The following is a 24,497-nucleotide window of genomic DNA, read 5'->3' as shown; positions in this document are numbered from 1 at the left end:
CTATTACTGTAGGATAGTCTAAAATACAGAAGCATTTTTTATTAGCGCCTTTCGTTCGTATAGACGGAAGGTGTATTTTTACATATAGGAGATTTTGAATATGAAATTCATATCATGGAATGTAAATGGTATTCGTGCATGTTTGAAAAAAGGCTTTCAAGATTATTTTGATGAAATGGATGCGGACTTTTTTAGTATTCAAGAAACAAAATGTCAGGCTGGACAAGTAGATTTAGAAATTCCAGGCTATTATCAATTTTGGAATTATGCTGAACGGAAAGGGTATTCAGGTACAGCAATTTTTACAAAACATGAGCCAATATCAGTAAAATATGGAGTTGGGGATTGTGATACACAAGAAGAAGGCCGAATTATTACACTAGAATATGAAACCTTTTATTTAGTAAACGTTTATACGCCAAATTCCAAAAGAGATTTGACGCGTTTGGAATATCGTGTTGTTTGGGAAGACGAATTACGTGCTTATTTAAAATCATTAGATAAAGTAAAACCTGTTATATATTGCGGAGATTTAAATGTTGCACATGAAGAAATAGATTTAAAAAATCCAAAAGCAAATATAGGGAATTCTGGTTTTACAGATGAAGAAAGAGGAAGAATGACTAGATTGCTAAATTCCGGATTCACCGACTCTTTTCGTTATCTATATCCAGATGTAACCGATCGTTACACCTGGTGGTCTTATATGAATAAAGTACGTGAAAGAAATATTGGTTGGCGTATAGATTACTTTATCGTATCGAATCGCTTACAAGAGAAAATCATTAATGCTGAGATTCACGACAATGTTTTAGGTAGTGATCATTGTCCAATCATGTTAGAAATAAAATAGACATATTATCTGAGAGGGCTTATCCAATGAATGGATGAGCCCTTTTATTTATTTGGATTTAGGGATAAATTGAGAGGCCTTGGAATATAGAGAGTGTAGGGGGGATATGTATGATGAAAAGAAAAAGACGACTGTGGAAATGGGTTTTAAGTATACTCGGAATTCTTGTACTAATCGTAATAGCATCTGCCCTTTATGTGAATTATTATATCGACAAAACTTTACCTGACATTGAAGGGAAGGTCATCGTTAAAGGCATGGATGAAGATGTTAAAGTTACAAGAGACGAGAAGGGTGTACCTCATATACATGCAAAATCTGATGCAGATCTTTATCGTGCACAAGGGTATGTTCAGGCACAAGATCGCTTATTCCAGATGGATTTATCAAGGAGACAAGCAAGTGGAACATTATCAGAAGTAGTGGGATCTTCCACGATTAAGACCGACAAATTTTTTAGAACGTTTAGTCTTAGAGATGCTGCAAAAAAGTCATATGATGGTTATTCAAAAGAAGCTAAACAGGTTTTAGGTTGGTATGCAGAAGGGGTGAATGCATATATAAAACAAGCTAAAAAAGAAGGAACATTACCTTATGAGTTTAAGGTGTTAGGATATGAACCAACGCCATGGACAGCAGTAGACTCTTTAACAATTGGTAAATATATGGCATACGATTTAGGTGGAAATTGGAGTATGCTGGCATTTAGACATTGGGCATTAGCAAATCTAACCGCAGATGAAGTACAGGAATTAATGATACATTACCCTGAAAATGCTAAATCTATTATTGAAGAGAATATCGAAAATACCGTAAAAGTTTCAGGTCAATTTGATGCGTCCCTGATTCCAAATGAATTCAATGGAAGTAATAACTGGGTCCTATCTGGAGATAAAACACAAAGTGGTAAACCGCTCTTGGCGGATGATCCACATTTAGGATTGAGCACGCCATCTATATGGTACCAGATGCATCTGACTTCGCCTTCTCAAAATGTGAGTGGTGTAATTTTTGCTGGTATTCCAGGTATTATATTAGGACATAATGATCACATTGCTTGGGGTGTTACGAATGTAGGGCCAGACGTGCAAGATTTATATATTGAAATACCAAATCCAGATAATCCGACACAGTTTAAATATGAAAATAAATGGGAGCAGGCAGAGGTCCGCAAAGAAAAGATTAAAGTAAAAGGGGAAAAAACGATTGATTATAAGGTTGTTGTGACAAGACATGGTCCAATTATCTCGGACTTAGCCTTTAAAAAGGAAAAACCTACTGCAGTATTTTCGATGCAATGGACAGCGCTACAATCTACACAAGAGTTGCAAGCTATATTAAATTTAGATAAAGCAAAAAATTGGCATGAATTTGAAACGGCTTTAACGGATTTTAAAGCACCTGCTCAAAATTTTGTATTTGCATCAACCGACGGAACAATTGCATATAAAGCGAATGGTCTAATTCCAATACGTAAAAGAGGGGATGGACAATTCCCTGTACCAGGATATTCTGCAGATTATGGCTGGAAAGGATATATTGATTTTAATCAATTGCCGAAAGTAGTTAATCCAGATAGCGGTTATATTGCAACTGCGAATAATAAGGTAGTGGGTAGCGGGTATCCTTATCATATTACTGATTTTTGGGCACAACCATATCGTTATGAACGAATAGTTGAAATGCTAGAGGAGAAAGATGATTTTACAGTTGAAGATATGGAGAATATGCAATTAGATACAGAAAACCTATATGCAAAAGAATTCTTGCCAAACCTAATTGAATCTGTAAAAAAACAAGGGAAACTTGAGGATGTTATAAAGATGATGGAAGAGTGGGATTACCAAGATTCTGTATCAGAAGGTGCACCGCTCATATATAATCTGTGGATGATTAAAATACAACAACAGCTCTTTAAGAAATCAATGCCTGCGGATGTTTATGATATGATGCCCGGAAAGTATAATATTACAGATGAAATACTTCGCCAAGCGTATAAAGGAAAACCTGGTGAATTTGTCGATAAGGCTGGTGGGATTGACGAACTTGTTACGAAAGCTTTACAAGAAACTGTAAAGGATATAAAAGAATCTCATGGTGAAGATTTATCAAATTGGCGATGGGGTGATTATCATCAAGTAGTATTCAAACATCCACTATCATCTGCATCTCCAATACTCGCCAAACTATTAGATTCGAAGAAGACTCCAGTTTCTGGTTCAAAGGTAACTGTTCGAGCAGCTGCTTCCGATAAAACAGGCATTGTTAATCATGGAGCATCATGGAGATTTGTAGCTGATTTAAGTGATTTATCGAAAGCTTATCATATTGTTGGGCCTGGTCAATCTGGGCATGTAAGATCACAGTGGTACCATGATCAAGTAGACGATTGGGTGAACGGAACGTACCATGAAACAGTGATTAATGGTAAAATTTCAGATGGCTATACATTAATATTAAAAGCAAAATAAAACTGTTAGAAAGCGAGTTAGGAAAATTCTAAAAAAATATTTAGATGGAATGAAATAACTATTTCGTTTTAGCAGTTCAATTGAAGGTGTATTTTGTGTTAAAAAACGTAGTAGCGGTTACAATAGGTGGAATGTTGGGGACATTGATGCGGTATGGCGTTATAGTTATTGTTCCAACTGAGTGGATGCTGTGGATTGTAAACAGTGTAGGAAGTTTTTTGATGGGTATTTTAAATGGTTTATTCACACGTTTTCCACAGTATTCTGGGTGGAAGGTATTTTTGACAACTGGATTACTAGGTGCCTTCACGACATTTTCTACATTTTCAGCTAGATGGCTTCAACTAATGCAAACCAATGTGTTTATGGCAATTATTTACGCAATTATGATGACGGTACTTTGTATTGTATTGGCATCATTCGGCTTTTTACTTACAAGTCCTAAAAAGAAAGCAGGTGAGCGTTCGTGAACTGGCTCGCACTTGCTATTGGTGGAGGACTTGGAGCGTTAGCACGATTTAGTATTATTAAATGGATGGTGTATAAAGCTCAACCATATTATGTAGCAACATTTATCGTAAATAGTGTAGGTTCATTATTTATGGGAATGGCACTACATATATCAGTGAATCATCAAGAGTTATTGACAGCGTTCGTTGTGACGGGGTTTTTAGGAGCGTTTACAACATTTTCTACTTTTGCGTTCGATACTGTCCGTTTAATACAGGAAAAGGATGTACGTGGAGTATTTTTATATCCTGTTTTAACGTTATTTGCGGGTATTATCTTCGTCACTTTAGGATGGCAAATCCTATAAAAAGATTGGCTTTAGTAGCCAATCTTTTTATTTTTTACGTCAAATTTGCCTTTTCTACAATTCGATTTTTACGTCCAACTGTTGTTTCGGCATGTAGCAATGATTGATAGACAGATTCTTCTGTAGCCTCAATCGTTGCTTGAAAGAGATCATTCATTAGCTTCGAATCATCTCTCACAAATGCTACCGCATCTCCAATAGATGAACTAGATTGGTGTGGGATTGTGTATGCAGTTGAAAATGCAATAATAATATCGCCACTGCCATTATGGATGTGTGTACCTGTTCTTCCAAGTCCGATAGCTGCCCTTTTAGCTAGTCTTTTTAGTTGCCGATCACTAACGGGTGCATCTGTTGCGATTACGATGATGACAGAGCCATCAGGTTTTTCGATAGGTGAATCTTGTTGCCAACTGGCGAAACGACATTCACTAGCGTTACCAAAATTTGTGAGCGATAAAGCACCTACTGTAAAAATTTCATCATCTTGTTCGATAATTCTAGAAGATGAACCAATACCTCCTTTTTGTTCATAGCAGATCATGCCTTTTCCGGCACCGACTGCGCCTTGTTCAAAGGGTGCATGCTTTGCATTATGTATAGCGGAAACAGCATGTTCAGGTTTTACAGCGCGAAGCCTCATACTATTAAGATAGCTATCATTACATTCACCAACAACAATATTGAGGGAACTAGTAGAGTCGCCGATACTAGGATTTTGATGAAGTAAATAATCTAAAGTTCCTTCTAAAACGGACGCAACACTGAATGTATTTGTAAGCATAAGCGGGGACTCCATCAAACCTAATTCTTCTACTTGAACAAGCCCTACTGATTTTCCAAATCCGTTCAATACAAAGCATGCAGAAGGTACCTTCTGCTCAAACAGATTGCCTCCATGTGGTAATATAGCTGTTACACCTGTACAAATTGTATCTTCCGCATTTAATTTCTCATATAACGTAACGTGACCAACATGAACATCCGAAACATCTGTAATCATATTCCAACGCCCTTTTTTCATAAAACCACCCCTTCAGTTGATAGTATTTCCCTTAAATGTTTTAAAGGGATTAAGCATTTCTTTAAAGTTTCTAGTGAACATTAGAAGAATCTTTCTATGTAAGGTTCACTTTATACAAATATACAAAAATAGTAAAAAATTCTCAAATTGAATTTAGGATAGTATATTGAGGGATAAATGATTAACAAAACTACTAATTATTCCGGTATGATAGGGAATATAGAATTTATGATTTATGTATGAATAAGGAATCGTTGGACGATTGATATAGTACTTGTAGTGATTATGGTAATGGAGGCGAATAATATGAAACTAATTGAATGGACTATAGAAGAACAAGAACAACTAATCGAATTTATGACAACAAATGTATGGCCTTATCATGAGAATACACATCCTGCAAGAGAAATTATCGAAAAAGCAATTGATGAAGGTGGTTATGAATCAGATCAAGCAAAAACTTTTTGGTTAGTAAATGATGAGAACTTACAAGTAGGAATGGTAAAAATATACGATTTGCAGGATGAAATTCCATTGTTTGACTTACGTATAGCAGAAAAATGGCGAGGATTAGGCTATGGCACAAAAGCATTAAAATTAGTAAGTGAATATGTATTCTCGTTGCCAAATAATAAAATACGTATAGAGGGCCATACTAGACAAGATAATATTGCCATGAGGAAAACGTTTGAGAAAGCGGGGTTTGTCAAAGAGGCGCATCTTCGTCAAGCTTGGTACGTACCGAAGGAAAATTCATACTACGATGCGGTTACATATGGAATTACGCGTCAAGATTATTTGGAGGGAAAAACCACTCCTGTTAGCTGGGAAGACGAAGAAAAAAATGAAAATATAAATTATAAAGATAGATGGGATTTCCCAAGTAGCTTTGATTCAGAAAGATTAATCATTCGTATGCCACATATAGAAGATGTCGATTCTGTTTGGGAAGCTATTGCACATTCGGCGAAAAACTTAAAGCCCTTCATGAATTGGGCGCAGACAATGCCTAAGAAAGAGGAGACGAAAGAAAATCTTCGTCAAGCTATTGGTGATTTTATAACAAGGAAAGACTTACGATTACATGTATTCCTAAAGGAAAGTGGAGAATTTATCGGTTCTTCAGGATTGCATAATATTGACTGGACTATTCCTAAGTTTGAAATCGGCTATTGGGTAGATGCAAGACATGAAGGAAACGGTTATATGACAGAAGCTGTACAAAGAATTTCTCAATTTGCATTTAAAGAATTAGGTGCAAAACGGCTGGAAATTCGTTGCGATAGTGATAACATAAGAAGTCGGGCTGTCGCAACTAGAGCGCAGTTTGAATTAGAAGGAATATTAAAACAAGATAGTCGCTCAGCAGATGGAAAGAAGCTACGTGATACATGTGTATATGCAAAAATTCAATAATTTAGGCGATATATTATGAATTAAATTTAACGCTTTTACACTACAGGTTACGTTTTATAGTTTCATGTAGTAAACTAGAGAGATAGGAAATCGAAAGAGAGGGAATTGAGATGCCGACACCGAGTATGGAAGATCACATCGAACAAATCTATTTACTAATTGACCAGAAAGGTTACGCGCGTGTATCGGACATAGCCGAAGCATTGTCAGTTCTGCCTTCTTCAGTTACCAAAATGGTACAGAAACTTGATAAAGATGGTTATTTAGTTTACGAACGATATAGAGGACTATCTTTAACGCCAAAAGGGTTAAAATTAGGTAAACGACTAGTAGAGAGACATAGCTTATTGGAACAGTTTTTAAGACTAATTGGTGTAGATGAAGAAAGAATTTACAATGATGTGGAAGGGATTGAGCATCATTTAAGCTGGAATTCTATTGATCGAATAGCAGATCTTATCCAAGTACTAGAAGAGAATCCCGACTTTATCCACAAACTAGAAGAGTTAAAAGATACTCATTCCGGTGAATGATAGATGTCATATGAAAGGAGTTTGCATTATGACAGAGTTGCAATCAGGTGACGTAGTAAAATTAGTAGTAAAAGAAGAACAAGAGTCAAAATATGTATTAACAAATGATAATGTAGATATCCCGTTGAATATTTCGGAAGTAACGGAACCTTTAAAGGTTAATCAAAAAATTGAAGTATTTTTATATGCAGATCGAAGAGGTAATTTAGCTGCAACAACGGCCTTACCACATATTCTTAAAGGTGAATATGGATGGGCACGCGTGTTACATGTTAAAGACCGTGAAGGCGCATATGTAGATATCGGTACTTCAAGAGAAGTTCTAGTGCCAGCTGAAGACTTACCTAAGTTAAAATCACTATGGCCTGAACCAGGAAACCATTTGTATGTAACGTTACGTACAGACCGTGAAGGCGGATTATTTGGTCGTTTAGCTACCGAGGAAAAAATATTAGAATTATATGAGGATGCAGATCCTGAATTGTTCAATAAAAATATTTTAGCTCGTCCGTATCGTTTGTTACCGGTCGGAACATTTTTACTTGGTGTTGATACACCATATCGTATTTTTGTTCATGAATCTGAACGTGGAGCAGAACCACGCCTTGGTTCAGATATTAGCGTTCGAGTTATTGAAGTAAAAGAAGATGGTACTATAAACGCTTCTATGCTTCCCCGAGTTTATGAACGTCTAAGCGATGATGCAGAGCAAATTTTTAAATACCTAGAAGATGTTGGTGGAAAAATGCCATTTGGCGATAAATCTTCACCAGAGGAAATTAAAGAAATGTTCCATATGAGTAAGGGTGCTTTTAAGCGTGCGCTAGGTACACTTATGAAAGCTAACCGAATTACTCAAGAAGACGGTTGGACATCAATTAAATAATATATGAAGAGCAAAAGGAGAAAGTTTACCCACTTTCAGAAACTTTTTGCTCTTTTTAACGTATTATTAGTAAAGATATTTAGAATTACTTAATATTTCTTTTTGAACTGGAAAATTATTTTATGAAAGGATTTGGCTCAAATAATTTCATAATATTTACTAGAAGTGACTAAAACAAATCTAGAAATGATGAAAGTCTAAGGAGGAAATTCCACAATGAAAAAACAAATCTTTGCTGTCATTGCAGCGATGAGTTTGACAACAGCCATTGTTGCACCAACAACAAGTTATGCAAGTACAAATTCATCTCAATCGTCGGATGAAGTGGTCAATGAAAAATTAGGAGTTCCAATTGTTGTTTATGGCGGAAGTCTTTCAGAAAGCGAAAAAGTAAGTGTGAAAAATAGCTTAGGCATTGCAAATAACTCTGATGTCCAAGAAATTACAATTACAGGTGCAGATATCGCAAAATACATTGAAAATGGGAATTCAAGTGCACGTCTATATTCATCTGCTAAAATTACACCAAAAGATGCTGGCTCTGGCTTAGTTATCAACATAGTGACACCTGAAAATATTACAGAGGTAACTTCTGATATGTATAGTAATGCAATGCTAACAGCAGGGATTGAAGATGCTACAGTTGAAGTAGCTGCACCTAAAAAAGTAACAGGACACTCTGCACTTGCAGGCATTTACAAGGCATACGAAGTAACAACTGGTAAAAAACTAGATAAAGACCGTACAGATGTAGCGAATCAAGAGCTTTCAGTAGCCACTGATTTGGCTCAAAATTCTGGTGTGGACGAAGAAAAGGTAAGTCAATTATTAACAGACATAAAAAAACAAATTGCTGAACAAAAACCAGCAACAAAAGAAGATGTCGAAAAAATTGTTGATGAACAACTTAAAAAATTAGAGATTAACTTAAGTGATAAAGACCGCCAATTATTAATTGATTTAATGGATAAAATCAGTAAACTTGATATTGATTTTAGCAAATGGTCAACACAATTAGATGATTTAAGTGGTAATATTAAAGATCAATTAAATAAAATAAACGAAGACATTAAAAGTGACTCAGGTTTCTGGGCGAGTGTGAAAAGCTTCTTTCAGAAAATAATTGATGGTATTAGCGGATTATTTAGCTAATTCTGTCCTGAATTTGTACCGAATATAAATCCCGCATCACACACTAACATACTTTAGCGATAATATGCTAAACTAAATTTATTACATGGGGGGTGTGAAAATATGGAATTTAAATTAAGTAAAAGAGATGCTGAAGAATTTGCCTTTGAGTATGAAAAAGAAGGTAAAGTACTTGCAGAAATTATTTGGACACAGTTAGGCGACATAATGGTAGTTGAGCATACTTTTGTTGATAGCTCCTTACGCGGTCAAGGAATTGCAAAACAACTCTTAAATCGGGCTGCAGATTATGCTCGTGAAAACGAATATAAAATTGAAGCCGTTTGTTCCTATGTAGTCAAAGCTTTTGAAACATCACATGAATATGATGATATAAAAGCATAAGTGTTTCGTAGTAACTTTTTTAACGAATGTTAGTAAGTTAAACAGCATAAATTTATAAGGATTATCAAATAAGTGAAAATTACTTATAAGATAGTCCTTTTTTGTATAGAATAAGAAAATCTGAAACTTTTTGAAAGTAGTAACGTATAGTAATCTATAACAATAATATAGAGGTGGTTTAGTGAAAAGAACGATTGAAATAGTTTTAGGTAGTGTAGGTACGCTCTTCAATCTGATTGCAATTGCAATTATGGGGTTAATCGTAAAACTTGTTTCAGAAGTGAAGAATAACACGCAATTACAAGATGAATTGGTTACAGAATTTAAAAATCAATTAACAAATGACCCTCAATTCAAGGATACTGATATACAAGCCTTTGCTGAAAGTATGGTATCAGCGATAAATTTTCTAGGCCCTTTTGGTTGGTTTATCATCATTTGCTTTATCGTTAGTGTTGTTGCAGGAATAGTGGGGATAGTTCAAGCAGTAAGGACAAAGAATAGGGCGAATTTTGCAGGAAGTATGTTTATAGTGGCTGGAGTATTTGCTGGAATACTATCTTTAACGTCTATTGTTTACTACATTGCTGCAATTATGTGCTATGTACGAAAACCAAAAGCAGAATCTAGCGATGTAACTTATCCTAATTCCTCTGTCATTTAGATTAAGAGGTGATCTCAATAAACAATCGTTCGGATTGGTAAATGAGATCGCCCTTTACTTTTTTATACGAAAAATTTTCCTTCTATTAAGCAAATAAGCGTATTTCGAATATTTGGGGGAACTTTCTCTAACTTGATCGTAGGATCATAAATTTGCATATGGGTTATCATTGCTAAGAAAGAACCAATTATCCCAACTTGAAATAGGATTAAATCGATTTTAGGTAAATCTCCTTTATCCATTCGATTAACAAGTTCCCAATCTGCATTAGACATACTGTATATATTCGCAATATACTGTTCGGAAAGTTCTGGATGTTTTGTTGATTCATTGAAAATGATTGAATATTGAGGACGATTATAAAAAACTTTGTCTATCAATTCGTTAGTCCATACACTCAACAGTTCTTGATTAGTTAACAGTTGGTAATTTTTATTTTCCATAAAGGGTATGCATTCAGGTTCAACTGTTGATAATAGTAATGTCATTTTGCTTTTAAAATATTTATATAAAGTGGCTTCAGATACTCCTGCTTCTTTAGCAATGATAGCTGTAGTGGTTGCATCGTAGCCTTTTTTATAAAATAAGTTGCGGGCAGTTTTAATAATCTTTTCTTTTGTTAAAGTACCTTTTTTCTTTTTAACAGATTGTACTTCTGTCATTTTGCATAACCACACTTCCATTTCGTGCATTTTCTTATTATGATAGCAGAAAAAAAGCATAGGTCATAGGAGAGAATTATTTTATCTCTTCATAGAAATTTCTATAGGCTAGTGGGATATAAAAACAGTCTTTAAACGTGACAAATTATTATAAAATCAACTTGATAATGTGTATTTTCTAAAAAATAGGGTATAGTTAATTTAGAAAGATAATGGGAGGAATGATTGATATGGCAAAAGGAAAATCTCTATTAATAGCGGGACTTGCTGCAGGTGCATATGCGTATTTTCGTAAAAAAGAAAATCGAGATAAAGCAGTAGAAGCATTTAATAGTACGAAGGCTAAACTAAATGGCCTTATGGATAAAGTACCTGATTCATCAGTTACTGTTGCCCCAGATGCTTTTAATACAACAACAGCTGACGGTTATGCCAATGCACATCAAACTTACAATGACGATGATACAAAAATGATTTCTGAAGGTTCTGCAACTGCAATTCATTATGAAAATGAAGAACAACATGAATTCTTGAATGGTATAAAACCACCTAAAGATCTTAACTAATCATCTATAAGTAAAAAAGACTCAGCAGAAATGCTGAGTCTTTTTTTGAAGACCTGTTATTTTTCTTTTTCTGGAAGCATTGTACCATATTTAGCTAAGTTAGTATGGAATGAAAATGCTTTTTCTAATACGTGAGGAGTTTGTCCACCACGAGTTTTTGCTTCTTCATAGTATGCTTGAAGAGCAGGTTTGAATTTAGGATGTACACAATTTTCAATGATTAGTTCTGCACGTTCACGAGGAGCTAAGCCACGTAAATCTGCAAGACCTTGTTCTGTTACGACAACATCAACATCATGTTCTGTGTGATCAACATGTGATACGAATGGAACTACTGAAGAAATTTTGCCATCTTTAGCATATGATTTTGTGATGAAGATTGAGATACGAGCAGCACGAGCAAAGTCACCTGAACCACCAATACCATTCATCATTTTTGTTCCTGATACATGAGTAGAGTTTACGTTACCATAAATATCAAATTCAAGAGCTGTATTCATAGCGATTAAGCCCATACGACGAACTAGCTCTGGATTATTTGAAATTTCTTGAGGGCGTAATACAAGTTTGTCTTTATATTTGTCCAAGTTACCATATACTGATTCAATTTTTTCTGCTGATAATGAAGTTGCACAACCTGAAGCAAATTTAACTTTACCAGCATCGATTAAATCGAACACTGCATCTTGAAGTACTTCAGAATATACTTCTAAATCTTTGAACTCAGAATTTGCCATACCACCAAGAACGGCATTTGCTACAGAACCAACACCTGATTGAAGTGGAGCTAATGTTTCAGTTAATCTGCCTTCTTTAATTTCATTGCGGAAGAATTCAAGAATGTTATCTGCAATTTGTTGAGTTTCTTCGTCAATTGGAGTAATTGTAGTTGGTGAATCTGTTTGTTCTGTAAGTACAACTGCAGCTACTTTATCTAAATCTAAAGGAATACCGATAGTGCCGATACGATCTGAAGCGTGAACTAGTGGAATTGGACCACGTTTGCCTTGGTCTTCTGGTACATAGATATCGTGAATACCTTCTAATTGTGGATAAGAAGCTAAGTTCAATTCAATAATAACTTTATCAGCTTTTTGTACGTAAATTGGTGAGTTACCAACAGATGTTGTAGGGATTAGCATACCGTCTTCTGTAACAGCAACTGCTTCAATAACAGCGACGTCAATTTTATCAATGGCATTTTGACGTAAATATTCAGCAGTAACTGATAAATGTTGGTCAACAAATAGCATATCAGCTTTGTTAATGTGGCCACGCATTGTGCGGTCTAGTTGGAATGGTAAACGTTTGTTGACGATACCAGCATCAGACATTAAAGCGTCAATGTTTGAACCTAAAGAAGCACCAGTGAAAACGTTTACTTTAAAGTCCTCTGTTTTTGCGCGTTCTACTAATGCCATAGGAATAGCTTTTGCATCACCAGCGCGAGTAAATCCACTTAGGCCAAGTGTCATTCCATCTTTAATAATTTTAGCTGCTTCATCAGCTGGCATTACTTTTTTCAAAAGTTCGGAATTACGAAGTCTTTCTTCTACTTTTACTGTCATGGAAATCTCTCCTTCTATTTAACGAATAATTTCATACTAATTCTGTAAAAAATTTCTACTTGAAGTGTACTTATTTGAAAAATTATATAACCATTTTTAATATTATCACCGAATTGTCACAATTTGTTTGCAACTGCATGAAAGGGTTTAAAAAGTGTATAAAACAGAATTTTGTCGAATATAAGAGAAAAAGGAGCTACCTTTGAATAGTGTTAGGCAACTCCTTTATATTATACGTGTAAATTAATCTAGAACCCTAAAGAACGACGGAAGTAACTTGCGTATCGTTGACTAACAGGAATACGAGTACCGTCTTTCATTATTAATAAGAATGTTGAATGTGAATCTGGTTGAATTTCTTCAATATAGTTGATATTGACAATATACGAACGATGACATCGAATAAATGTATCAGGAGATAGGAACAACTCAAGATCACTTAAATTTAAACGATGGTAGCCTTCTTTTTGCATTGTTTTGACAAACGTTTTACGAAGTTGAGTTTCCAAATAAATGACTTCATTGTGTTTAACGGGATACCAACAATCGTCAATTTTAATCGTAATATAGTTTGTTAGGAAAGGAGAAGGTTTTTGAGGGAAGATTGCAGTGATAGCACCCTTTGTTTCGCCTTCTTCTAATAATGGAATACTCATTCCATAATAAGGAACACCGAATACTTCAGGTTCAATAAATGAATTTATCTTTTGACCATAGTCAAGTGCTTTATAAGTCGCAGAGCCTTCAGGTATTTCATCTCCTGGTTTGATTTTTAAATCAACTTTTTTACTCGGTTGATAATATAAATACTTTTTTGTATCTGAAATAACGATTGACGTATTATCAGGGAAAAATTCCTTAATAACCTGTATCAATTCCTCGATAGATCGTGGATCCATTAATTTATACCTCGTTTCTTTCCATTCTTAAAAGTTCGTTCACATATTATTACTATAGATTATTTATAAAATTAAGTATAGCTAATAAATGTATGAGTTCATACAAAAATGTGACATAAATTTGTCCATATAAATACTATAATTTGATAACCGATAAAAATAAAGATAAAAATTTATTAAAAAATTTCAGTATATGTATTATTTTTACATAAGTATATAAAAAATAATGCCCCAAGTATTTATTTTTTTAAGAAGATTGACCCATACATAAACGTAAATTTTCTTCTTACTTGGTTAATAAAACTATTTTCATATTACCATTTTCGTTATATAGTAAGAATAATGTAACAGAAAATTGTTTAATATTATAGAAAGATGGGGAGTTTATGCTAGAACACCAATATTCCATTTCAGAATCTATCTCTAAAAGGTACTTTAAGGAAATTGAAATGATGAATCAATACGAAGGTATAGAGAAATTCTTTGATATTGAAGCGCAATTATTGAGGCAAATTAATCAATTAGAAGCCGAGGCTGCGAAGAAATCATTGCAGGAGTTACTTAATATTCTATCTATACGCGCAGGTAAGCAATTCTTTAGAGCTGTTAGACATTATTTTGTTATTCTATCGTCAGTTGTCACTAGAAAACTAATAGAGAACCAGGTACCATCAAAAAAGGTTTTTGCTTTTAACGTGGCATGTGTGGAGATGATTGATGAACGCATGAATGATGCGGAGTATTTACAATTTGCAGATGACTTAATAGAATTTTATATTTATGTTATATCCGAAAGAAAACAACCTTACTATAAACATCAAACCGTTAATAAGGTGATCATGTTTATCGACGATGAGATTGAATCGGATTTATCTGTAGAAGATATAGCATCATACTTTAAAATTAGCACAAGTCATTTATCACGAATTTTCAAAGAGCATGTAGGGATAACCTTAGTAGAGTATTTAAATGTTAGAAGAGTAGAAGAATCACAATATTATTTACGACATACAAATAAAAGTATTTCTGATATTTCGGAGCAATTCCATTTCTGTAATCAAAGTTACTATACTCGTATTTTTAAAAAATATGTGGGTGTTACACCAAAACATTTTAAAGATAATCCAGAACTTGAGTATTTCCGTTTCCAATTACCTGAAAGACTTTTATAATTTAAAAATTACATATATTATTTTTCGTGCATTACTTTGATTTGATTAGTATCCTCTATATAATGTATACTTCACTATAGCTTGAGAAATTGTAGGTGAAAATATTGAAGAAAAAACTTTGGTTAATCTCAATGCTTGGTTTAGCGCCATTCGTGTTAGCTGGATGTGATTCAGTCAAAAACCAAGAAGGCTTTTTTTATAGTACATTTGTAAAACCAATGGAATTCCTGCTAGATTTCTTCGGTAATAATGTATTTGGCGGTAGTTATGGACCTGCTATTATTCTCATTACCGTTATTATTCGATTAGTCTTAATGCCTTTCATGCTTAAAAACTACAAGAATCAGCAAGGCATGAAGGACAAAATGGATAAATTAAAGCCAGAAATGGACGAAATACAAAAGAAATTAAAAGCAGCGAAAACAAAAGAAGAGCAAATGGCATTACAACAAGAAATGATGGGCTTATATAAAAAATATAACGTTAATCCTATGAACATGGGATGTTTGCCTGTTATTATTCAAATGCCAATAATTATGGGACTATATTATGCAATCCTATATTCTGGTGAAGTACAAGCGCACCCATTCTTATGGTTTGAGCTTGGTAAACCGGATATAGTTATGACGATTATCGCGGGGGTAGTTTACTTTATCCAAGCACAAGTATCGTTATGGACAGTTCCAGAACAACAAAAATCTCAAATGAAAATGATGATGTACATTTCTCCAATTATGATTATGTTCATCTCATTCTCTAGCATGGCAGCATTACCACTTTACTGGTCAGTCAGCGGTGCAATCTTGATATTCCAAACATATCTAGGACGTAAATTCTATTCAGTACACCCTGAAAAAGAAACGAAAGAAGTTTCAAATGGATCAGAAGAAAAAAGAAAGTTAACACCAGCAGAGAAACAAGCTGCAAAATCAGCAAAGAAAAAAAGTAAAAAATAAGTTAAACTTAAACGGGGTGATTCATGCACCCCGTTTTTTATATAAAAATCTATTTTTTAAGAAAATAGTGTGATAAGTGAAGTTTTACGTTAACTTTATTATTGAAATAGATTTTTATTATTATGTCTTAAAAAAACAGTTATTAAAACCTATATAAAATGATTAGGAGAGAGATAATATGAATGCAAAATTAGTATCAGGCATACTAGTAACTATTACAAGTTTACTTGCCGTATTTTTTGTGATTAAACAAAATTTTAATCTTGCGGTTCTGTTTATATCATTAATGTTTGCAATTACAAATACATTTCGTGCAAAGGATATGGAAAAACAGGGTTTTACTAAAGAAGCAAAATGGATGAAGGCTATGGCCTTATTCTTTGGAGTTGCTACTTTAGCAATCCTCGTTATGATAATTATTTGATCATAATCGATATCGAGCATGTTGATGTTTGATATTGATTTTTGTAAAGTAGAGAATATAAATTGAACAATGTGATTTTCCTAGCTGTTCTACCTTAGTAGAATATGAGATAAGGTTATTTGTTAAATAGAGGTGTATAAAAGGTGAGGAAAGGGAAGTATTACCGATTTCCGATAGCTATTGCTTCAATTATTGCTATTTCTGGGAGTCTACTTGCAGGTTGTGGGGAAACACAACAAGCAAAACAATCTACCAAAGAAGAACAGAAGGCTGTTAGCCATGATACAACAGAAAATAAGAAAGCTACAAATTCATCAGATATTACAAAAAAAGAGCAAAAAGTAGATGCAGGCGGTTATATTGAAGGTAAAAAACTACCGAAAAAGCCGACTTATATAAAAGGAATTTTAGTTGCAAGTAAACAATATCCATTACCATCCAATTTTGCTCCAGGTGAAAATAAAGATGCACGAGAAGCTTTTGATGAGTTGAATGCAGCAGCATTATTAGAGGGATTTAAATTTGATGCGTTTAGTACATACCGTTCTTATGATCGCCAAGTTGAATTGTATGAAGCATATGTAAAACGTGATGGAAAAAAGGCAGCTGATACTTATAGTGCTCGTCCAGGATATTCTGAACACCAAACTGGATTAGCTTTTGACATAGGTGAAGTAGGAAATACAGCAGCATATGCTGATAATAAATTTGCAAATACACCAGCAGGCAAGTGGATTGCTAAAAATGCCCATAAATATGGCTTTATCATGCGTTATCCAAAAGGTAAGGATGATGTGACAGGCTATATGTATGAATCATGGCATTTCCGTTATGTTGGTAAAAAAATTGCTACTGAAATTTATAACAATGATGGAACGCTAGAAGAATATTTGGGTATTAACAAATAAAAAAATAAAGCCTATAGTAACTAGTTATTTGCTAGTAATGCTATAGGCTTTTTCTTATAAAATTGGTGATAATAAACGTGAGATAGATTCTTTCATTTTAATAATGCGAGTACGATTATTATATAATTCAGGTGTTAGTTCTGTTGACAGTAACATATCTTCTTCAAATAGTTCTGCAAGTTGATGCGATGTTTCGCGATGATAGATAAAAGCATTGACTTCAAAATTAAGCTTAAAACTTCTAAAGTCAATATTCGCAGTTCCAACAGTAGATGCTTCATCATCGATAACAATCATTTTTGTATGCAAAAAACCATTTTCATAAATATAAATTTTTGCTCCTGCTTTAATTAATTGCCCCACGTAAGAATAAGTTGCCCAATACACAAATAAATGGTCAGGCTTATTTGGAATCATAATTCGCACATCAATTCCGGATAAGCAAGCAATACGTACAGCGTCCATAAAACTATCGTCAGGAATAAAATATGGAGTTTGGATATAAATATATTTTTTAGCCATACCGATTAATTTTACATAGCCATTTTTGATCTGTTCCCATTCAGAATCGGGGCCACTAGATACGATTTGTATTCCAACTTCCCCTTTTCGAGCAATGGTAGGGAAGTAATGGTCGGAGTACTGAATATCCTTCGAATCTGAAGCTTGGTTCCAGTCTAACAAGAATCTTGTTTGCATAGGATGAACCGAGCTACCCTCTATACGCAAATGTGTATCTCGCCAATAGCCGAATTTTTTCTTTAGACCAAGATACTCGTCACCAACATTGAAACCACCGATATAACCAATACGTCCGTCAATAATGACAAGTTTTCTGTGATTACGATAATTCATCCGAGGATTTATAAGGGGGAGGATCGAAGGAAAGAAAACTTCAACTTCTCCACCCGCTTCAATTAGCTCTTTGAAGTTGTTTTTATGAACTCCTCTGGAACCCATCTCATCAAATAGGAGACGAACTTTTACCCCTTGTTTAGCCTTTTTTATCAGCAATTGATAAATACGAGTACCTAAGTTATCTAGCCTAAAGATATAGTATTGAATATGAATATGATGTTTAGCAGCTTCAATATCCTTTAGCAATTTTTTGAATTTTTCTTTACCATCACTATAAATTTGAACAGCATTATCTTGTGTTAAGACTGCGTGATTTGTTGTTAAATGCATGTAAATGATGTCTTCATAAAGTGCTGCATCATCAAGCCGATATTCAAAAGAACCATTACGAATGGCTTCCATTTGATAATCAATTAGTTTATCTATACCAATTTTTTTTCGGCCTTCCCAACGAAACAGATGCTTTTTCCGTAATTGACGCCCCAATAATAAGTACAATATAAATCCTACAACTGGTAAAAAGAATAGTACAAGAATCCAAGCCCACGTTGAACTAGGCTCTTTTCTTTCTAGAAAGATAATAATAGCAGCAAGAAAGATGTTCGATATTAAAATAGTGGAAACGATTAAAGATGTTAAACTGGTTGTATCCATTTCATCACCTTCTTCCATAATCTTCTCTAAGTATAACGTAAATCACAGATTTTAAGAAAGGAATAGCAAGTGGGTAGATGACAAAGGCTATGTAACATTTTAGATTTAAATAGATTCAATAACCTACTTGACCAATAGGAATTATTAGTATAATCTAAGAATTGTATTTTTATTAAAATCTTAATCAGGAGGAATTATATTGAATACGTTTTTAATTGTGCTTAATGTAATCATTCTAATGATTCTCATTAGTTTACTAATAGTGATGCATAAAAAACATGTATCTTTTTCTAAGCGAGTATTTACAGGTCTTGGGCTAGGGATTGTCTTTGGACTAATACTGCATTTCACATATGGGCCAACATCAGAGGTTGTATTAAAATCAGTAGATTGGTTTAGTATAGCAGGTTCAGGATATGTGAAACTTTTACAAATGGTAGCAATGCCATTAGTTTTGATATCCATTGTTTCGGCTTTTACTAAAGTTGTTGCTGGCAAAAACTTTGGTAAGATGGCAGGTCTTATTTTACTTATATTAGTTGGTACTACAGCCATTGCTGCATCTGTCGGTATTGCATCTGCATTAAGTTTTAACTTAGATGCAACTCAACTTGTACAAGGGGATGCAGAACAAGCACGTGGTGAAGAAATTGTCCAAAAATCAAATGATATAGGCGATAAAACTATGCCACAACAAATTTTAGATTTACTACCAGCTAATCCGTTTTTAGATTTAACAGGTGCTCGTTCATCCTCAACAATCGCAGTTGTTATTTTTGCAGCGTTTTTAGGATTAGGTTATTTAGCCGTAAAACGTAAGGACGAAAAAACAGCAGCTTTGATCAAAACCGGGATCGATGCAATTTATGCACTTATCATGCAGATTGTTAAAATTGTTTTACGTTTAACACCATTCGGAATTTTAGCTATTATGACATCAACGATAGCAACATCAGATTTTGGTGCTATTTATAATATGGGCAAATTTGTAATAGCTTCATATGTTGCTTTGGCTGTTATGTTTGTAGTTCATCTGATTATTGTTGCTTTAACAGGGATGAGTCCAATCACATATATTAAAAAAGTATCTCCGACTTTACTATTTGCATTTACTTCACGTTCAAGTGCTGGTACATTGCCACTTAATATACAAACACAAACTAAAAGATTAGGTGTATCTGAAGGTATTGCAAACTTCGCAGGATCGTTTGGTGTATCCATTGGTCAAAATGGCTGTGCGGGTGTTTATCCAGCAATGTTAGCCATTATGATTGCACCTAGTGTAGATATAAATCCATTTGATCCAGGGTTTATTGCCACTTTAATACTTGTGGTTGCGATCAGTTCATTTGGTGTTGCAGGCGTTGGAGGTGGTGCCACTTTTGCGGCAATTATTGTGCTTTCAACTATGAATCTACCAGTTGCTTTAGCTGGTGTTCTAATCTCTGTAGAACCATTAATCGATATGGGACGTACAGCGTTGAATGTTAATGACTCAATGGTAGCAGGTGTTACAACTGCTCGTATTACTGGAGAATTAGACAAGGATGTCTATAACTCTAAAGAAGCTCAAGATTTAGCTGAGGTTTAAATTTATTTAAATTTTGGCTTTATCATAAATTTAAAACCCCGTTCCTATAGGCGAAAAGGAATGGGGTTTTTATGTTACAATTGATCAACTTTTTTACAAAGAGAAGCGTATGTTTTATTTATAAATTGTTTATAAGGCGTATCTATCAAGGGGTCTACAATATCAACAGCTTTTTTAGCTTCTTCTAATGCTTTAGATAATTGTCCTTTTTGTTCGTAGCAAAGAGATTTATAAGAATATTTCTCCGCTAACATCGATAAATCGTAAGGATGATGTATAGAGTTGGGAATCTCTTTTAGCTTTTCGAAGGTTACCAACGCTTCATCGAACTGTCCTAAGTGATACAATGTTTTTCCTTTTTCAAAACAATAGAATAAAGCAAGATCCTCATTTGTATCCTCGATTTCCCTATCATGTCCAAGGTATTCAAGTGCTTTTTCATAATCATGGGTAAAAGAATTATAATAATGTAATTGAATAATAATTGTATAAAGAAAGGATAACTTATCTTCTGTAAAGGCTGCATATTGTTCTATTTTTTTTATATAATATTCTCTTGCTGCGTCATCATTGTCGATCATCGCTTGAAAACAAGCAACTCGAAATATGTCTTCAATTTTATAAAACAATCTTTTTTCTTTAGAAAGTTGTAATGCTTGTTCAATGTAGTTCATACCTTTTTTTTGCTCATTAATTGCTAAATAGCTAATCCCAATTATATATAGTAAATCGAGTGTAGTAATCGTATCGATAATATAGTGTTCACGTTTAACCTCAGCTTCGGTCGCTATTGCAATATTCAGTGCTTGTTCATATTGATGTTCATAAAAATAAATAGAAAAATGTAAAATTTGGAATCTAACCCATTCATTCATCATGTTAATTTCTTTGAACATCTTTAGACCACGTTCCAAGGTAGGTTCCCAATTATTCATTTTTAAATGAGACTGAGCACCTGTGTAATAGAACAATAATTTTCCTGATTCATAGCAAGCAGGAAGCTTTTCTAAATAGGGTTCGATTAAAGTGATTATTTCTTGGTAAGGGGCTTCTTCAAACTCCACATTATTATCATAAATTTTCTTAACTTTTTCTGACAGTTCACGTAATTCAGTAATAGGTACTTCTTCTAATAATGAACTGACATCCACCTGCAAACGTTCAGCTAAATATTGTAAAGTATCCATTGAAGGATTTGCTTTATCATTTTCAATCAGACTTAACATACCTTTTGTAATATGTTCTCCAGCTAGTGTAGCCAAGGTTAACTTTTTTTGTTTTCGTATTGTACGTATTCTACTTCCGAGTGATTCCATGGGTACACCTCATTTCTTTTGTTTAATTATATTAAACTTTTGCTTGCGAAGAAAGTAATAAGTGTGTTATTATTTGTTTAATTAAATTAAACTTTTTAATTTTATTAAACAAAGGGAGAGGAAAGAATGAATGAAACACTCAAATTAAAAAAGGCTAGTTATCATTTATGGACTTTTACAATTAGCAAAATTATTTCAATTTTAGGTGCTCAAGTTTTAGCTTTTGGTATTAGTCTATACATTTTAAAAATGACGGGATCTGCGACAAGCTTTGCTACGGGGATGATTTGCTCCATATTGCCAAGGGTGATTTTATCGTCCTTTGCAGGATTACTTGCAGATCGTTATTCGAAGAAATTGATTATTTTGCTTTCTCAAGGATGTACCATTTTATTAATGGGCGGTTTATTAATTTATGGCTATACTTCAGGGATTACCGTTATATCTATCTATATCGTAACAGCTTTGTATTCCATCACATCGACTTTTAATAGTGTTACTTTTTCATCTTCAATAGCTTGTTTAGTTGATAAAGAACGTATTCAGAAAGCTACATCATTCAATCAAATGTCGATGTCTATTGCAGCCATTGGTGGACCTGCAATTGGAGGAATGCTTTATGGATTTGCGTCAATTGAAGTATTTTTGATCGTGCATATGGTCGCTTATATGATTGCATTTATATTAGAATCTACAATGGATTTTAAATTGTATAGTAAGAAACAAATAGAAGAGCAAGAAAGTGTGGGAATGTTTAAAAGTATAAAAGAAGGATTTTTATATGCAAAAACTAAGAAGGCTGTTTCTACTGTTCTTTGGGTAGCATTATGGATCAATTTCTTCTTGAGTGTCATAAATGTAGGAGGTACGTATATCCTTGTGGAAACTTTGAAGATTAAATCTCAACATATTGGCGTTATTGAATCAGCAGGTGCAGTCGGTATGTTACTAGCTTCTATTTTTCTTTCTACAAGGAAACAGTCAAAATATCCCTTGCTGCAATCAAAACGATTTATTATTTTGATGGCAGCTACTGTAGGCTTAACATCAGTTCCTTTATGGACAGATGTTGGTTATCTTGTGAACGTTATATACTTTACTTTCATCTTCTTTAGTTTTTCAGTTTTTGGTGTTTTTACAAATACACCAATTGGCGTTATGTTACAAACAGAAGTAGAAGAAGAATATAGAGGACGTGTTTTTGGTATTTTAGAGGCAATGTCTATGGCGATGATGCCACTCGGAACAATAATTTTCGGAGTATTATTTGATCGTGTAGATGCTCAATGGGTTCTACTAGGATCATGTATAGCTTTATTGATCATCACTTTCTACATGATGCGTCCATCAATTATTAAACAAGTATATCCTGATATAAAGGAAAATAATATTAAACTTAAAGAAAAAGTTCAGCACTCTTAAAGAATGCTGAACTTTCATTAAAACATTATGCCTTATCTTGAAGGCGTAATGTTTTTTTGCTTGCTTTGAAAGTAAGAATGATGAAGATACTTAATAATGCAAGTATACCTGAAGTTTCATAAACGGTATTTGGTTGTTTGGTTAAAATCCAAGTGAAGAATAGTGGCCCAAGAATACGCCCTATATTATCCATTGAATAAGAAAGGCCAGCTGCAGTACCGTATTTTCCACCAGATTCTTTAGAAGAAAGAGATGTGTTTAATGTACGTGCTAATGCATTTCCTGCGGTAAATACACAAAGTGCGAGTCCTGCAAACCATAAGCTTTTTGTGAAAGGAAACATTAGTAAGCCAATAGCAGTTACAACTTGAGCTCCGATTAACCATTTAGGTTCTGAGCCATCCTTGATATGACGAACTAGGCCGCCTTGAACCATAAAATCTACAAATCCACTAAATAGGAAGAGAGAACCTAATTGTGCAGCTGTAATATTGATTTTTTCCATTTGGAATAATTGCAGTGTGGATTCGACTCCAGCAAGTAAGAATGTCACCATAAAGGAGAAGATAAATAAGTAACGAACACGGTACTTAAACAATGTAGAAGTTCCTTTTGGGATGATTTCTCGTTTTGTTGTTTCAGTATGACGTTCTGGCTCTTTTAAAACAATACTTGCGTAAATGAATAATAAGAAAGTCAAAATTCCTGAAACGGTAAATGGTGTACTTAAGCTAATTTTCCCTAGCAAACCTCCTAAAGCTGGTCCGAAGATAAAGCCTAATCCAATGGACATTCCAATAAAGCCCATATACTTATTGCGATTTTCTTCAGTAGACATATCGCCTATAAATCCTGTAACTGCTGTATATAAAGCTCCGGAGAATAATCCTCCAATAATTCGGGAAATATATAGCATAGTCAATGATTTCATAAACAATGAGATCAATAAGAAGCTAGCACAGAATCCAAGTAACCCAATTAAGATCAATTTTTTTCTACCCATTTTATCACTTAACATACCCCAGAAAGGAGCAGTGAAAAAACTTGCCAAAGAGTAGATGGTCAATAAACCACCAACGTGCATTTTCGCAAAATCTTGTTGTACAATTACCTCAGGTAAAATAGGGATGATTAAGCCGAATCCTAAGTATACAAAAAATTGCACTGACATTAGCAAGATAATAGATTTTTTCATAATAACCCTGCTTTCTATATACAAATGTAATCTAATTCATTCTACCCTAATTCAAGACGGATTTTGCAAAAATATTCTTGAAAAGGTAAGCTTGCCAATACACTGT

Annotated in this window: 24 protein-coding genes; 17 read left to right on the top strand and 7 right to left on the bottom strand. The window is 34.0% G+C overall.

Translation table 11 applies throughout. The features are described 5' to 3' along the window. Positions 1-100: 100 nt before the first annotated feature. From Q0977_RS04765 to Q0977_RS04750, 4 genes are all read left to right on the top strand, one after another. Positions 101-853, top strand: a complete 753-nt coding sequence (locus Q0977_RS04765; protein WP_119416006.1) for an exodeoxyribonuclease III — start codon at positions 101-103, stop codon at positions 851-853. A gap of 110 nt (positions 854-963) precedes the next feature. Beyond that, positions 964-3,324, top strand: coding sequence for a penicillin acylase family protein (locus Q0977_RS04760; protein ID WP_119416005.1), 2,361 nt, complete (start codon positions 964-966; stop codon positions 3,322-3,324). Between the two features lie 95 nt (positions 3,325-3,419). Next, positions 3,420-3,794: a CrcB family protein gene (locus Q0977_RS04755; RefSeq protein ID WP_233548079.1), complete on the top strand. Its 375-nt coding sequence runs from the start codon at positions 3,420-3,422 to the stop codon at positions 3,792-3,794. Beyond that, on the top strand, positions 3,791-4,141 hold the full coding sequence (locus tag Q0977_RS04750; RefSeq protein ID WP_299511031.1) for a CrcB family protein: 351 nt from the start codon (positions 3,791-3,793) through the stop codon (positions 4,139-4,141). The genes Q0977_RS04755 and Q0977_RS04750 overlap by 4 nt, the downstream gene beginning before the upstream one ends. A gap of 34 nt (positions 4,142-4,175) precedes the next feature. Here Q0977_RS04750 and Q0977_RS04745 read toward each other — a convergent pair whose 3' ends face one another. Then, complete coding sequence (locus Q0977_RS04745) at positions 4,176-5,165, bottom strand: P1 family peptidase (RefSeq protein ID WP_124217466.1); 990 nt, start codon at positions 5,163-5,165, stop codon at positions 4,176-4,178. Between the two features lie 306 nt (positions 5,166-5,471). On the opposite strand from Q0977_RS04745, the gene Q0977_RS04740 reads away from it, so the two are divergent. From Q0977_RS04740 to Q0977_RS04715, 6 genes are all read left to right on the top strand, one after another. After that, entirely contained in the window at positions 5,472-6,581 is a 1,110-nt protein-coding gene (locus tag Q0977_RS04740; protein ID WP_119416002.1) for a GNAT family N-acetyltransferase, read from the top strand. A 110-nt stretch (positions 6,582-6,691) separates the two neighbouring features. Then, a complete protein-coding gene (gene mntR / locus Q0977_RS04735) occupies positions 6,692-7,114 on the top strand; it encodes a transcriptional regulator MntR (protein ID WP_119416001.1) in 423 nt (140 codons plus the stop codon). A gap of 28 nt (positions 7,115-7,142) precedes the next feature. Continuing rightward, complete coding sequence (locus tag Q0977_RS04730; RefSeq protein WP_119416000.1) at positions 7,143-8,000, top strand: S1 RNA-binding domain-containing protein; 858 nt, start codon at positions 7,143-7,145, stop codon at positions 7,998-8,000. 216 nt (positions 8,001-8,216) lie between these two features. Next, positions 8,217-9,152 carry a DUF1002 domain-containing protein gene (locus Q0977_RS04725; protein ID WP_124217465.1) on the top strand — a complete coding sequence of 312 codons (936 nt, stop codon included), beginning with the start codon at positions 8,217-8,219 and terminating at the stop codon, positions 9,150-9,152. A 102-nt stretch (positions 9,153-9,254) separates the two neighbouring features. Next, complete coding sequence (locus Q0977_RS04720; protein WP_119415998.1) at positions 9,255-9,536, top strand: GNAT family N-acetyltransferase; 282 nt, start codon at positions 9,255-9,257, stop codon at positions 9,534-9,536. Between the two features lie 181 nt (positions 9,537-9,717). After that, positions 9,718-10,200 carry a DUF4064 domain-containing protein gene (locus Q0977_RS04715; protein ID WP_119415997.1) on the top strand — a complete coding sequence of 161 codons (483 nt, stop codon included), beginning with the start codon at positions 9,718-9,720 and terminating at the stop codon, positions 10,198-10,200. A gap of 62 nt (positions 10,201-10,262) precedes the next feature. Here Q0977_RS04715 and Q0977_RS04710 read toward each other — a convergent pair whose 3' ends face one another. Continuing rightward, positions 10,263-10,862 (bottom strand): TetR/AcrR family transcriptional regulator, encoded by a 600-nt coding sequence (locus tag Q0977_RS04710; RefSeq protein ID WP_164489539.1) that lies wholly within the window; start codon positions 10,860-10,862, stop codon positions 10,263-10,265. Positions 10,863-11,092: 230 nt separating this feature from the next. Here Q0977_RS04710 and Q0977_RS04705 point away from each other — a divergent pair, with 230 nt between their 5' ends. Further along, positions 11,093-11,428, top strand: a complete 336-nt coding sequence (locus tag Q0977_RS04705) for a hypothetical protein (protein ID WP_124217463.1) — start codon at positions 11,093-11,095, stop codon at positions 11,426-11,428. A 56-nt stretch (positions 11,429-11,484) separates the two neighbouring features. Here Q0977_RS04705 and Q0977_RS04700 read toward each other — a convergent pair whose 3' ends face one another. Both Q0977_RS04700 and Q0977_RS04695 read right to left on the bottom strand, forming a co-directional pair. After that, positions 11,485-12,996 (bottom strand): acetyl-CoA hydrolase/transferase family protein, encoded by a 1,512-nt coding sequence (locus tag Q0977_RS04700; protein ID WP_299511017.1) that lies wholly within the window; start codon positions 12,994-12,996, stop codon positions 11,485-11,487. A gap of 248 nt (positions 12,997-13,244) precedes the next feature. Then, positions 13,245-13,895: a LytTR family DNA-binding domain-containing protein gene (locus Q0977_RS04695; protein ID WP_299511015.1), complete on the bottom strand. Its 651-nt coding sequence runs from the start codon at positions 13,893-13,895 to the stop codon at positions 13,245-13,247. A gap of 386 nt (positions 13,896-14,281) precedes the next feature. On the opposite strand from Q0977_RS04695, the gene Q0977_RS04690 reads away from it, so the two are divergent. The 4 genes from Q0977_RS04690 to Q0977_RS04675 all read left to right on the top strand — a co-directional run bounded on the left by Q0977_RS04690 (position 14,282) and on the right by Q0977_RS04675 (position 17,355). Beyond that, positions 14,282-15,067 carry a helix-turn-helix transcriptional regulator gene (locus Q0977_RS04690; RefSeq protein WP_299511013.1) on the top strand — a complete coding sequence of 262 codons (786 nt, stop codon included), beginning with the start codon at positions 14,282-14,284 and terminating at the stop codon, positions 15,065-15,067. A gap of 104 nt (positions 15,068-15,171) precedes the next feature. Continuing rightward, the gene (yidC, locus tag Q0977_RS04685; RefSeq protein WP_233548078.1) at positions 15,172-16,023 is read left to right on the top strand and encodes a membrane protein insertase YidC; all 852 of its coding nucleotides are present in this window, start codon (positions 15,172-15,174) and stop codon (positions 16,021-16,023) included. Positions 16,024-16,201: 178 nt separating this feature from the next. Beyond that, on the top strand, positions 16,202-16,447 hold the full coding sequence (locus Q0977_RS04680) for a hypothetical protein (RefSeq protein WP_119415991.1): 246 nt from the start codon (positions 16,202-16,204) through the stop codon (positions 16,445-16,447). Positions 16,448-16,590: 143 nt separating this feature from the next. After that, positions 16,591-17,355 (top strand): D-alanyl-D-alanine carboxypeptidase family protein, encoded by a 765-nt coding sequence (locus Q0977_RS04675; protein ID WP_119415990.1) that lies wholly within the window; start codon positions 16,591-16,593, stop codon positions 17,353-17,355. A 54-nt stretch (positions 17,356-17,409) separates the two neighbouring features. Here the strand turns inward: Q0977_RS04675 and cls are convergent, their stop codons facing one another. Then, positions 17,410-18,867, bottom strand: a complete 1,458-nt coding sequence (cls, locus tag Q0977_RS04670; protein WP_119416011.1) for a cardiolipin synthase — start codon at positions 18,865-18,867, stop codon at positions 17,410-17,412. A gap of 199 nt (positions 18,868-19,066) precedes the next feature. Here cls and Q0977_RS04665 point away from each other — a divergent pair, with 199 nt between their 5' ends. Further along, positions 19,067-20,458, top strand: a complete 1,392-nt coding sequence (locus Q0977_RS04665; RefSeq protein WP_119415989.1) for an L-cystine transporter — start codon at positions 19,067-19,069, stop codon at positions 20,456-20,458. Between the two features lie 74 nt (positions 20,459-20,532). On the opposite strand, the gene Q0977_RS04660 is transcribed toward Q0977_RS04665, so the two are convergent. Further along, positions 20,533-21,774, bottom strand: coding sequence for a helix-turn-helix domain-containing protein (locus Q0977_RS04660; RefSeq protein WP_119415988.1), 1,242 nt, complete (start codon positions 21,772-21,774; stop codon positions 20,533-20,535). A gap of 126 nt (positions 21,775-21,900) precedes the next feature. On the opposite strand from Q0977_RS04660, the gene Q0977_RS04655 reads away from it, so the two are divergent. Then, positions 21,901-23,196 (top strand): MFS transporter, encoded by a 1,296-nt coding sequence (locus Q0977_RS04655; protein ID WP_124217460.1) that lies wholly within the window; start codon positions 21,901-21,903, stop codon positions 23,194-23,196. Between the two features lie 25 nt (positions 23,197-23,221). Here the strand turns inward: Q0977_RS04655 and Q0977_RS04650 are convergent, their stop codons facing one another. Then, entirely contained in the window at positions 23,222-24,391 is a 1,170-nt protein-coding gene (locus tag Q0977_RS04650) for an MFS transporter (protein ID WP_299511005.1), read from the bottom strand. Between the last annotated feature and the right edge of the window lie 106 nt (positions 24,392-24,497).

Source organism: uncultured Rummeliibacillus sp. (genome assembly GCF_934216135.1).
Taxonomy (GTDB): domain Bacteria; phylum Bacillota; class Bacilli; order Bacillales_A; family Planococcaceae; genus Rummeliibacillus.
The sequence above is the reverse complement of the archived record's forward strand: the minus strand, read 5'-3'. Positions and strand labels throughout refer to the sequence as shown.